Origin of the sequence: Solwaraspora sp. WMMA2056 (assembly GCF_030345095.1) — a bacterium.
Lineage (GTDB): Bacteria > Actinomycetota > Actinomycetes > Mycobacteriales > Micromonosporaceae > Micromonospora_E.
Window position 1 is genome coordinate 2480527 of sequence record NZ_CP128360.1, and the last position, 12147, is coordinate 2492673.

The following is a 12147-nucleotide window of genomic DNA, read 5'->3' on the forward strand; positions in this document are numbered from 1 at the left end:
GACGTGCGTCGCGATCGAGGGTGGAAGGGCGCCACACCAGCAGATGTCCGAACATCAGTCGCTGTTACCTCTCCTGCAGATCGTCAACGGCCCGACCCCCGGGGCGAGTTACCGCCTCTCCGCCGGCAACCGGGTGATCGGCCGGGACACCGGCCTGGACATCACGATCGACGACGTCAAGGTCAGCCGGTGTCACGCCACGATCGAGGTGGGCGGCGGCCGTACCGTCCTCACCGACCAGGCCTCGACCAACGGGACCTGGGTCAACGAGCTGCGGATCGCCCAGCCCACCGAGCTGCGCGACGGCGACCGGATCCGCATCGGTGGGATCGAGTTGCGCTACTACGACCCCGCGTCGGCCCTGACCGACCCGGTCGGTACCAGGCTTTCGCTGCCGACCGCCGTGCCGTCGGGCGTACCGGTCCGGCCGACCACCGGCCTGCGGTCGCCGCTGCACGCCGCGCTCGGCGAACCCACCCAGGCGATGCGTCCGTCCCGCCGGCCCAGCCTGATGCTGATGGCCGGCCTCGCCGCGGTGTTCCTGGTCGGCTGGGTCACCTGGCTGGTCGTGGTGATCACCTGAGCGGTGTCGCGGCCGCAGACATGGCAGACTGCCCGGCAAGGCTTAGCTGACGTTAAGGCACGGCGGGTGGAGGTAGCATGGCGCGCGAGTGCAACACGGTCGGAGTCGTCGGACTCGGCACGATGGGCGCGGGGATCGTGGAGGTCTTCGCCCGCAACGGCGTACCGGTGGTAGCGGTCGAGATCGACCAGACGGCGCTGGACCGGGGCCGGGCCAACCTGACCGCCTCCACCGACCGGGCCGTCGCCCGGGGCAAGCTCGACCCGGCCGACCGCGACGCCCTGCACGCGCGGGTCACCTTCGCCGTGGGGCTGGCCGCGCTGAGCGAGGTCGACCTGGTCGTCGAGGCGGTCCCGGAGCGACTCGACCTCAAACAACGCCTGCTCGCCGCCCTCGACCAGGCCTGCAAGCCGGACGCGATCCTGGCCACCAACACCTCCTCGCTGAGCGTCACCGAGATCGCGGTCGCCACCAGCCGCCCCGAACGGGTCGTCGGCCTGCACTTCTTCAACCCGGCACCGGTGATGAAGCTCGTCGAGGTGGTCCGCACGGTGGTCACCGACCCGGCGGTCGTCGCCGACGTCGAAGCGCTCTGCCGGCGGCTCGGCAAGGTCGGCGTGACGCTCGGCGACCGGGCCGGATTCATCGCCAACTGGCTGCTGTTCGGCTACCTCAACCAGGCGATCGGGATGTACGAGTCCCGGTACGCCAGTCGCGAGGACATCGACACGGCGATGCGACTGGGCTGCCGACTGCCGATGGGCCCGCTGGCGCTGCTCGACCTGATCGGCCTGGACACCGCCTACGAGGTGCTGGACACCATGTACCGCCGGGGTGGCCGGGACCGCCGGCACGCCCCGGCTCCGCTACTGCGCCAGATGGTCACCGCCGGGCTGCTGGGTCGCAAGTCCGGGCGGGGGTTCTACACCTACGAAGCGCCCGGCTCGTCGCGGCTCGTCGTCGACGACCGGACCCCGTCGGCCGGTCAACCTGGCCGGGCCGGTCAGCAGCCGGCTGCTCGTGAGTCGGCCGGTGGCGCGGTGCCGGTGCGTACCGTCGGAATCGTCGGCGGCGGACCGACCGCCGACCACCTCGCGGCGGCCAGCGTCGCCGCCGGGCACACCGTCGTCGCCGTCGCCTACGACGGCCCCGGCACCGACCTGGCCGGACTCGCCGCCGCCGACCTGGTCGTCGAGACGATCGCCGGGGACCTGGCGACCACCCGGGCGCTGCTCGCCGCGCTGGACGCCGCCTGCCAGCCGGCCGCCGTCCTGGCCACCACCACCTCGACACTGCCCGTCGTCGACCTGGCGATGGCCACCGGCCGGCCGGAACAGGTCCTCGGCCTGCACCTGCCCGCCCCGGCCCCGCAGGGCGACCTCGTCGAGGTGGTCCGCACGGTCCGCACCGCCCCGCCGGCCGTCGCCACCGTCGCAGGGTTCTGCACCGGCCTCGGTAGGACCGTGGTGACCTGCGACGACCGGGCCGGGCAGTTGGTCGGGGCGCTGCTGACGCCGTACCTCAACGACGCCGTCCGGATGCTGGAGGCCGGCTACGCGACGGCCGACGACATCGACGCGGCGATGACCCTCGGCTGCGGCTACCCGACCGGACCGTTCGCGCTGATCGACACTCTCGGCCTGGACACGGTGCTTGCCGTCCAGGAGGCGCTGTACGACGAGACGCGGGAACCGGGTCTCGCCCCGGCGCCGCTGCTACGGCACCTGGTGACCGCCGGCCGGCTCGGCCGGCACGTCGGCCACGGGTTCCGCCCGCACCCGCAGAGCTGACCGGGCGGTCGACCGACGTACCCTTGCGACCATGAGTCCGCGCCGCAACCGTCCGGTCCGCCGGACCGGCTCCGGCGGCCGCGCCGGGCCCGGCGCGGCAGGTCAGCCCGAGCCGATCGACCCGGAGCGGGTACGCCGGGGCGTCGCCGCGGTGCAGTCGTGGTCCGACGGCGACTGGATGGTCCGGTCGGTGCCGGGACCGGCGGCGACCAAGACGTACCGGTGTCCCGGTTGCGTCCAGGAGATCCGCCCCGGGGTGCCGCACCTGGTCGCCTGGCCGGTGGACGGCCGCGGTGACCTGGCTGACCGGCGGCACTGGCACACCGGCTGCTGGCGGGCCCGCCAGCAGCGCCAGCCCGGGATCGAGCGCTCCCGGTCCGCACCCCGCTACGGCTGAACCCGGCACGGCTGAACCCGGCACGGCTGAACCCGGCACGGCCGACCCCCGCCACGGCCGACCCGGTCGCGACGGTGGCAGACTGGTCCGGTGAGCGAGCCGATCCGGTCCATGTCGATCCTGCCCGCCGAGCGCCGCGACATCGAGTTGCACACCGCCGACGGGCTGACCCTGGTCGGCGAGCTGGCGCTGCCGGTCGACCGCCCGCCGGTCGCCACGCTGATCTGCCTGCATCCGCTGCCGACCCACGGCGGCATGATGGACAGCCACGTGTTCCGCAAGGCGGCCTGGCGGCTGCCGGCGCTGGCCGGGCTGGCCGTGCTGCGGTTCAACACCCGGGGTACGGCCAGCGAACGCGGCACCAGCGAGGGCAGCTTCGACAACGCCGAGGGGGAGCGGTACGACGTCGCGGCGGCCATCGAGTACGCCGAGTTCGCCGAGCTGCCCCGGATCTGGCTGGTCGGCTGGTCGTTCGGCACCGACCTGGCCCTGCGGTACGGCTGCGACCCGGCGGTCACCGGGGCCGTCCTGCTGTCCCCGCCGCTGCGCTTCGCCACCGATGCGGACCTGGCCACCTGGTCGGAGTCGGGCAAGCCGGTGACCGCCCTGGTGCCGGAGCTGGACGACTACCTGCGACCGGCGGCGGCGACCGAACGGTTCGCCGCGATCGGTCAGGCGGAGGTGGTCGGGGTGGCGGGTGCCCGGCATCTGTGGGTCGGTGACGTCGAACGGGTGCTCGACGAGGTGGTACGGCGGGTCGCGCCGCAGGTGCAGGTGCCGTTGCCGACCAGTTGGGACGGCCCGATGGAGGTCGGTGACTCCAGCGCGTACGCCGACCGGACGGTCGCCGCCTTCGCGGACGTGCCGGTCACCGGTCCGGCGCAGCGCGACGCCGACGCCGACGCCGACGCCGACTCAGCCTGACCGCGCCGGGATCGGTCAGCGGGGGAGGCCGGCGAGCCGTTCGGTCGTCGGCCGGTCCTCGTCGACGGGCGGATACCCGGATGCCCAGTCGCCCCGGGCCCGCCAGACGTCGACCCAGTCGACCCCTCGGGACCGGTCGCGGCCCAGCAGCGTCCTGCCGAGCGCCCGGAGCCCGACCCCGGCGGTCAGCAACCCGATCCCCAGCCTGGCGCGCGTCGGCGACCAGTGTTGCCGCAGGTAGGTCGACCGGCCGCGGAGCAGTCGGATGCGCTGCCCCTCGGAGCTGGACGAGGCGCCGACCAGGTGGACGACCTGCGCGTCCGGGGTGAGCACCGGTCTGGCGCCGAGTGCCCGGGCCCGGGTGCTCAGGTCGATGTCCTCGCTGTAGAGGAAGTAGCGCGGGTCGAAGCCGCCGAGCCGGCCGAACAGCTCCCGTTCGATCAGCAGCAGGCAGCCGGAGAGCGCCGGCACCTCGCGGACGGTCCGCCGGTCGTAGCCCGGCAGCCCCTCCGGATCCGCCCAGGCCCTGCCGCGTAGGACGGTCGACAGCCCGGTGGCGAACCCGACCGTGCTCCACACCGTCGGCAGACCCCAGCAGGAGTAGTTGTCGTCGGTGCCGTCCGGGCGCAGCGTCCGGCCGGTGTACATGCCGTGGCCGGGGTGCCGGTCGGCGAAGTCGACCAGGGTGGCCACCGGGTTGCCGACCGGCTCGGTGTCCGGGTTGAGGCAGAGCAGGTAGCGGCCGGAGCTGGCCAGCGCACCCCGGTTGACGCCCCGGCCGAACCCGACGTTGTCGGTGAGCCGGACGAGCCTGACCTGGGGGAACCGGTCGGCGACGGCGTCGGCCGACCCGTCGGTGGAAGCGTTGTCGACGACCACCACCTCAGCGCTGACCGACCCCGACGGCGTGGTGACCGACCCTGACTGCGTAGTGACCGACTCCGACGGGCCACCGGCGAGGCTGGCGTACAGCTCGGTCAGACAACGCAGGATCAGCTCGCGGGTGTTGTACGAGACGATGACGACCGAGACGTCCGGGCGGCTCACCGCTGCCTCCCGGTGCTCACCGCGTCGGGCCGACGCTGCCGCCGGCCGGCCCGTGGGGCCGGGATCCGCCGGGTCGGCGCGGCCGCGGCCTCCGTCGGTGCGTCCGCCGGGCGGCCGTGCCGTAACCGGTTCCGGGCGCTACCGCCGAGCAGCCGCACCGCGAACGGTACGTCGTGCAGCAGGTAGCGGCGCATCAGGCGCTGCGGTTCGCCGAGCAGCCGGTGCACCCATTCCAGTCCGGTGCGCTGCATCCAGCGCGGGGCACGGCGGTGCACCCCGGCGACGAAGCCGATCGCCGCACCGCAGCCCATGAACCAGGTCCCGGGCAGCAGCGGGCGGAGCCGGGCGATCAGCCGCTCCTGCTTGGGGAAACCGAGACCGACGTAGACCAGGTCGGGCTTGGCTGCGGTCACCTCGTCGCAGATCGCGGCGAGCTGCTCCTCGGAGGTGTCGAACCCGAACGGCGGGCTCAGCTCGCCGGCGATCACCAACTGCGGGAACGCGGCGCGCAGCACCTCGGCCGCCCGTACGGCGGTGCCGGGCTCGCCGCCGAGCAGGTAGACCGACCGGCCCCGGGAGCCGAGGCCTGCCGACAGGCTCCAGATCAGGTCGGAGCCGGGGACCCGGGCCGGCAGTGGGTCGCCCTGGAGGCGACTGGCCCAGATCAGGGGGGCACCGTCCGCCACCACCAACGTTGATGACTCTACGTGTTGGCGGCACTCCACTTCGCGGCTCGCACGGCGCAGAATGTCCACGTTCGGAGTGATGATCTGTCCGCCGCGCCCGGCATCGAGTGCGGTGACCACCTCGTCGACCACGTCCTGCTCGCGGACGGGGTCGAAACTGACGTTACGCAGAGTAATGCGACGCCTATTTGGGGTGATGGTGTCCTGGTCGTGGGGCACAGCAGCACACGGTACTTGCCGGGATGGTCCAACGGATGGGCCATACGGTGTCAGCTAGGCGATAGTGAGGTTGCCCATTCGACTGGTTGCCGTATCCCCCACAAATGGAATCATCATGCCTGTGCAGATTACTGTCATCATGCCGGCCTTCAACGAGGAAGAGGGGATCGGCGCAGCCTTGCGTGCAATGACCGAATCCCCACACTTTGGGCCGGACATCGACATTATCGTGGCCGCGAACGGCTGCAGCGACCGTACGGCGGAGGTCGCCCGCGCCTGTGGCGTCCGGGTCCTGGAGATCACCACTCCGTCCAAAATCGCCGCGCTGAACGCGGCCGACGCGATCGCCGACGGAGACGTACGGATCTATCTCGATGCCGACATCGCCGCGCCGGTCGAGTTGCTGCGCGCGCTGGCGGCCGCGATCGCCGAACCCGGCGTGGCGGCGGCGGCCCCCCGGCCGGTGATCGACGCGTCGGGCAGCACGTGGCCGGTGCGTGCCTACTATGCGATCAACTCGCGCCTGCCGGTCTTCAGTGGCCGTCTGTTCGGCCGGGGTCTGATCGCATTGTCGGCCGAGGCGCGGGCGAGATTCACCAATTTTCCGGACATTATCGCCGACGACATGTTTCTTGACGCCGTGGTGCATTCGACCGAGAAGCGCGACGTTGACCTGCCCGTACGGGTGGTGGCTCCACGCCGTACCGGCGAACTTGTCCGCCGGGTGGCCCGCTCCCGGGCGGGCAACGCGGAATTCTGGCATTTCGTCCGGACCGACCCGCGCGGCGCGGATCTTGCGCTCGATCCGGTGCCGGGATCCAGCCCTTGGTCGTGGTTGCGCCGAGTGGTGCTGACGACTCCCCGCCTTGTTCCTGCGGCATTCTGTTATGTGGCGATCACTGTTGCCGCAGAGTTCATGCGTCGTACTCCTGGATGGAACGTGCGGTCCGGCTGGGGCCGCCCCGGTGGCACCGGGGCGAATCCCCGTGGCGCCACTGATGATCCACAATCTACGGTCAACAGCTCTGACGCCGGTCGGGGATGAGATCAACGATCTCGATCTGTCGATCATTGCCGCGAAGAAATCTCATCATTCACGATGAACGGGTGAGTGATCTTCGTCCTGCCGGGTTGCCATAAGAGAGCATTAAGTTCCTTGGGAAGGTCTGTGGGCTGGGCTACCGTCAGCCTCGGCCCTGAACGGGCAGCGTGAGCCGCTGCCACCGCGTCGGGGTCGGAGTGCCTGGGGGAGATCCACCAAACGCGATACCGACTACGGACCTTTGTCCCGAGAGGTGTACATCTCGTGGTGAGCAAGGATTCTTACGAGACGGGCGGGGGGCGGGACGAATCGTTCCCGGAATCGTCCATGCGCAGTTCGCCCGATTTACCCGGGTCGCCACGCGCCCGTGGAGACGCCCGCCCGGCGCCCCGCCGCGGCCGGCGCCGGATGTTGCGGCGGCCCACCGGCCGGCGCGGCCGGTTGGTGATGATCGGCGCGGTGGTGCTCAGCTTCCTCGCCACCGCAACGGTGGTCACCACGTCCGTCGCGGGTGAGCAGGTCGACGGCTACACCTTGTTCGCCGAGGCCGACGTGTCGAAGGTTCCGGTGGATCCGGACACCCGACCCGTGGAACTGGGCCTGCGGTTCACCGCAGACAGCGACGGTGTGGTCACCGCTGTGCGGTTCCTCAAGGCCAAGGGCGACCGCGGCGCGCACCGGGTCAACCTGTGGACCGACGCCGGTCAGCGGCTGGCGACCGCCGTGCCGAAGCGGGAGTCCCGCTCCGGCTGGCAGCACGTCGCGCTGCCCGAACCGGTCGAGGTGCAGGCCGGCGAGGTGTACGTCGTCTCGTACCACACCAGCCGGTACCGGGCGACCCAGAGCTACTTCGACCGGCAGGTGTCCGCCGGCCCGCTGAGTGCCGTCGGGACCGCCGGCGTCTACGCCTACGGGTCGGGCGGGTTCCCACAGCAGACCTGGAAGGCCAGCAACTACTGGGTCGACCTGGCGTTCGAACCGAACGGTGCGGGTCGGCCGGAGCCGACCCCGACACCTTCGGCCACGGCCGCGCCGACGCCGACCCCGTCGCCCTCGGCCAGCCCGACCGGCACGCCGACCGCCGGCCCGACGGCCTCACCGACCGGCGGTACGCCGGCCGTACTCGACCTGCCCCGGGTGCCCTGGGAGGGTGGTCCCGCCTTCTACGCCAACTTCCCGCAGGCGCGGGCGTCCGGCTGGACCGACCCGTCCTTCTTCCCGATCGGCGTCTGGTACGAGGGCGTGTACACGCAGCAGGACATCGACCGGGACAAGGCAGCCGGCCTCAACACCTACGTCATGCTGACCGACCAGTCGGACGTTTCGCTGATCAGGCGCAACGACATGTACGCCTTCATCCCGCAGCCGTTCAGCAACCGGGGCAACGAAAGCGTCGGCTGGGTGATCGGTGACGAAGCCGACATGTGGGGTGGTCCGGGTAACGGTACGTGGACCGGCAACTACCCCGGCCAGGGCCCGATCTGCACCTCCAGCAGGGAAGGCTGCGGGCTCGACGTGATGAAGAAGGAGTCGGCCACCGTCCCGGCCGGCGACCAGGGCCTGCGCTACGCCAACTACGGCAAGGGCGTGATGTTCTGGCAGTCCGACGCTGACGCGAGCAAGTTCGTCAACGGGTTCAGCTCCGTGGTCTCCAACGACATCTACTGGTACACCGACCCGCACGTCTGCACCGCCCCGGCGGAAGGCCCGACGTACGGCGTGAACAAGGACAACTGCCGTCGGGCGGCGAACTACGGGCTGACCATGCAGCGGATGCGCGAGCTGGACGCGATGGACGGCAAGCGGCAGCCGGTCTGGGCCTTCGTCGAGGTCGGGCACCCGTTCACCGAGGACTGGGCACCGACCATCACCGGGGAGCAGGTCGCCGGCGCGGTGATGAACTCGCTGATCAACGAGGCGCGGGGCATCCAGTACTTCAACCACAACTTCGGCGGGCCGTGCATCTCACAGCATGTGCTGCGGGAGCGGTGCGGCGACGCGGTCCGCCCGGCGGTCGCCGAGGTGAACAAGCGGGTCACCAGCCTCGCGCCGGTGCTGAACACCCAGTCGTACGAGTGGGAGTTCAACAACGGCCTGGACACGATGCTCAAGGCCCACGACGGATCGTTCTACGTCTTCGCGATGCTCGGCAAGGACACCGCCACCGGTACGCACTCCCTGGCGCTGCCGCCCGGTGTGACCGGGAGCACCGCCGAAGTGCTGTTCGAGAACCGGTCGGTGCCGATCAGCGCAGGTGCGATCCAGGACAGCTTCGCCCAGGAACACACGTACCACATCTACCGGATCACGCCGTAAGGATCGATCCGATGGGCCGGGCGGACGCATCGCGCGTCCACCCGGCCCATCGGCCTGTCCCCCCGGTAGCCGAGGCCCACCTGTCGCGTTGACGACTTTCGGCGTGGCACCGGCGTTCGGCGGGGCGTAAGGGGACATATGTCCGGTACGGGGTGGCCGCTTGAGGCTTGCGGATGCGCCGCGCCCGGCCGGACACTGGTGCTGCGCTGGCGGCCGCGACCTCGACGTCGCTCCGGCATGCTTCCCGGCTGGCCATACGATGGAAGACGAGCGCCCCGACCTCGCCACCCGATGGAAGGACAGCAGTGGACTTTTGGGATCTCACCAAACTGCTGTTCCGGCGGTGGTACATAGCAGCACCACTTCTGCTCATTTCGGTCGCAGCGGCCGGTTGGACCAGAACGAGTGTTGATCCGGACTATATCGCCACATCCTACGTTCAGCTGATTCCGCCCACCGCCGCCAACACCGCTCCCGACGAGGACGCTCCCGCGACACCCCGCAACCCCTGGCTGGAGCTTGGGCTGGGCTCGCTGAGCCGGGCTGCCGCGCTCACCGTGCAGGACCAGGCCGTCCTGAAGCAGCTCGACGCCGCAGGTCTCAGCGAGAACGTGGCGATCACGCTGGACAACCAGCAGCCGATCATGACGATCCAAGTGGTCGGAGAGTCCGAGGAGCAGGCCACCGAGACGACCGAGGAGGTCGTCCGCAGGTTGGAGGCGAGCGTGGTGGGCCTGCAGGCCGACTACGGTGCGAGCGAGGACAGCTTCATCACCGCTCGTCGGTTGGACCGGGGAGACAACATCCAGGAGGCGAACTCCAAGGTCAACCGCGCGATGATCGCGGTCGCCGGGGTCGGCGTCCTGCTCAGTGCGGCGCTGACCATCGGGATCGACGGTCTGCTGCGGCGGCGTCGACCCCGGCCAGCCGACCCCGCAGGGGTGCCGGCCGCCGGCTCCGACGAGACGATCGCCATGCCGGCGGTGGGCGCGCGCAACCTCTCGGAACCGACGACAGCCGGCTCGTCGCGCAACGGCGTGCCGGTGCGCGACGATGCCGGACAGGCTCCGCCGCCGAGGGTCACCGCGACCGCGCAACAGGTGCCGCGCCCCCGGCCGGCTGACCGCGAGGGTGCCGGCCCGGGTGGTGGCACCGGCCCGGGTGGCGGCGTCTACAGCTCCGGCAACGCCGCTGCGATCCGCCAGGAGGGCCGTGGCCAATCCGGTCCGACGTCGCAGGACGCACCGGTGGCGGGCGGCGGGGTGTCCGGTGGCCCGGTCCGGGCCAGCGGCGTGGTCGACAACGCCTCGTTGACCTATCGGCCGGCCGAGAACCGGGGCACCAACGGCTCCGCCGACCGGCGGGACGCCGCGCCGCAGCCGGACAAGCCGCCGGCCGACCCGCCGCCCACGGCGAGCGACGACACCGCGGTCATCAGTGTGGTCCGTGACGACGCGACGATCATCCTGCCCAAGACGGGCACGGGCCGGGAGCAGTGGGCACCCCCGGAGACGTCGGACAACGGTAGCCGGGCCCGATGAGCGGGGGCAGGACCTCGTGACGTCGTCCGGGGTGCACCCGGCGGACCTCGAACCAGCGTGGATCGGCGAGCGCACCTATGTGACCCGACGCCGGCTGACCAGGATCGACGCGCCGGTCATGTTGTCGCTCATGATCTGCCTGCTCACGTTGATCCCGTCGCACCTCATTCTGCCCGGGATGACCGACCTGGGGCGCCCGGCACTGGTCGTGGCCATCCTGATGTGGTTCTGGTGGATGACCGCCCGGCTCAACTCCCGGCTGGTGCTCACCGGTCCGCAACCGCTGCGTTGGGCGATCCTGGCGTTCCTGTTGTCGATGCTGCTGTCGTACGCCATCGGGTTTCTCCGTGGGCTGACGACGATGGAGGCGAACTCGGCGGACCGCTGGATGCTGACCGCTGCGGCGATCTCCGGAGTCATCCTGCTGACTGCGGACGGGATGCCCAACTGGGACCGCCTCGACGGCGTACTGCGGGTGTTCGTCTACTGCTGTGCCTTTGTCGCCGTGGTCGGACTGATTCAGGCGTTTTTGTACTTTGATCTGACCCAGTACATGCGGGTGCCCGGTTTGCAGATGAAAGGCTGGATCGTCGGCCTGGAGATCCGTGGCGGGGGAGTGCGTGTCCCCAGTACCACGTTCCACTACATCGAGTTCAGTCTCCTGATGGCGATGGCCTTGCCGTTCGCGATCCACTTTGCGCGCTTTTCGAGTACTTCGCTGCAGCGCCAGTTGTTCAGCTTCATGGCGTTGCTCATCGCTGCGGCGATCCCGGCGACGATGTCCCGTACGGGATTCGTGGCGTTGGCGATCGTGCTGCTCGTCCTGATGCCGACCTGGGCGTGGCGGATGCGCTACAACATGATGGCGCTGGGTCTGGTCCTGTTCGCCGCAATGGCGGTGGCGAAGCCGTCGCTGGTCACCACGATCACCAACATGTTCCTCGGCGCGAGCACCGACCCGAGTATCACCTCGCGCACCGAGCGGTACGAGATGGTGGGCTACTACTTCGCGCAGCGGCCGTGGCTCGGTCGGGGGACCGGGACCTGGGTCTCACCGCAGTACCAGTACCTCGACAACCAGTGGCTCGCCTTCGCCCTCACCAACGGTGTGGTCGGGGTCGCCGTCCTCGCTGCGATGCATGTCACGGCGATCGTCGTCGCCCTGCTGGCGCGGAGCAGGTCCCGGTCGGAGCGGGACCGGCACCTCTGCACGATCCTCGTCGCGGTGCAGCTGGTCGCGATCGCGGCGGGTTTCACCTTCGACTCGCTGAGCTTCAGTACGTACGCCACCGCCATGTCACTCATGGTCGGTATGTGCGGCGCGGTGTGGCGACTCAGCCACCCGGCGCTGAAGGTGCGTACGTCGACGCCCCGGTGGTTCGGCGCGTAGCGCCTGCGACGCCACTACCCGTCGTCGACTTCCGGCTGGTCCGCCGTCGGTCGTCGATCCGACATCTCAAAGATTATCTATCAATTAACTGCTCGAATGCGGGTCATTACATCTTGGCTAAGCCTCGCTGTCCGAATGGTTGATGGTGGGCCGTCCGGGTCGCGTCGAGGGCCAGATGCACGCCCGGTTGTGAGCTTGACTCGCGCTGGTAA

10 protein-coding genes are annotated in these 12147 nt (G+C 70.3%); 8 read left to right on the forward strand and 2 right to left on the reverse strand.

The annotated features are described in order from the left end of the window. Positions 1 to 43 precede the first annotated feature (43 nt). The 4 genes from O7608_RS11455 (at position 44) to O7608_RS11470 (ending at position 3694) form a co-directional block, all read left to right on the forward strand. Entirely contained in the window at positions 44 to 583 is a 540-nt protein-coding gene (locus O7608_RS11455) for an FHA domain-containing protein (RefSeq protein WP_289209932.1), read from the forward strand. A 77-nt stretch (positions 584 to 660) separates the two neighbouring features. Then, on the forward strand, positions 661 to 2373 hold the full coding sequence (locus O7608_RS11460; RefSeq protein ID WP_289209933.1) for a 3-hydroxyacyl-CoA dehydrogenase family protein: 1713 nt from the start codon (positions 661 to 663) through the stop codon (positions 2371 to 2373). A gap of 31 nt (positions 2374 to 2404) precedes the next feature. Next, a complete protein-coding gene (locus O7608_RS32155; RefSeq protein WP_502959197.1) occupies positions 2405 to 2770 on the forward strand; it encodes an Rv1322 family protein in 366 nt (121 codons plus the stop codon). Between the two features lie 90 nt (positions 2771 to 2860). Then, positions 2861 to 3694 (forward strand): alpha/beta hydrolase, encoded by an 834-nt coding sequence (locus tag O7608_RS11470; protein WP_289209934.1) that lies wholly within the window; start codon positions 2861 to 2863, stop codon positions 3692 to 3694. Between the two features lie 15 nt (positions 3695 to 3709). Here O7608_RS11470 and O7608_RS11475 read toward each other — a convergent pair whose 3' ends face one another. Both O7608_RS11475 and O7608_RS11480 read right to left on the reverse strand, forming a co-directional pair. After that, a complete protein-coding gene (locus O7608_RS11475) occupies positions 3710 to 4741 on the reverse strand; it encodes a glycosyltransferase family 2 protein (protein WP_289209935.1) in 1032 nt (343 codons plus the stop codon). Continuing rightward, a complete protein-coding gene (locus O7608_RS11480; RefSeq protein WP_289209936.1) occupies positions 4738 to 5646 on the reverse strand; it encodes a WecB/TagA/CpsF family glycosyltransferase in 909 nt (302 codons plus the stop codon). The genes O7608_RS11475 and O7608_RS11480 overlap by 4 nt, the downstream gene beginning before the upstream one ends. Before the next feature lie 115 nt (positions 5647 to 5761). Here O7608_RS11480 and O7608_RS11485 point away from each other — a divergent pair, with 115 nt between their 5' ends. The 4 genes from O7608_RS11485 to O7608_RS11500 all read left to right on the forward strand — a co-directional run bounded on the left by O7608_RS11485 (position 5762) and on the right by O7608_RS11500 (position 11935). Continuing rightward, a complete protein-coding gene (locus tag O7608_RS11485; protein ID WP_289209937.1) occupies positions 5762 to 6691 on the forward strand; it encodes a glycosyltransferase family 2 protein in 930 nt (309 codons plus the stop codon). A 405-nt stretch (positions 6692 to 7096) separates the two neighbouring features. Then, complete coding sequence (locus O7608_RS11490) at positions 7097 to 9004, forward strand: DUF4082 domain-containing protein (RefSeq protein WP_289209938.1); 1908 nt, start codon at positions 7097 to 7099, stop codon at positions 9002 to 9004. 305 nt (positions 9005 to 9309) lie between these two features. Further along, positions 9310 to 10545, forward strand: coding sequence for a hypothetical protein (locus tag O7608_RS11495; RefSeq protein WP_289209939.1), 1236 nt, complete (start codon positions 9310 to 9312; stop codon positions 10543 to 10545). Positions 10546 to 10561: 16 nt separating this feature from the next. After that, positions 10562 to 11935 carry an O-antigen ligase family protein gene (locus O7608_RS11500; RefSeq protein ID WP_289209940.1) on the forward strand — a complete coding sequence of 458 codons (1374 nt, stop codon included), beginning with the start codon at positions 10562 to 10564 and terminating at the stop codon, positions 11933 to 11935. Positions 11936 to 12147 lie beyond the last annotated feature (212 nt).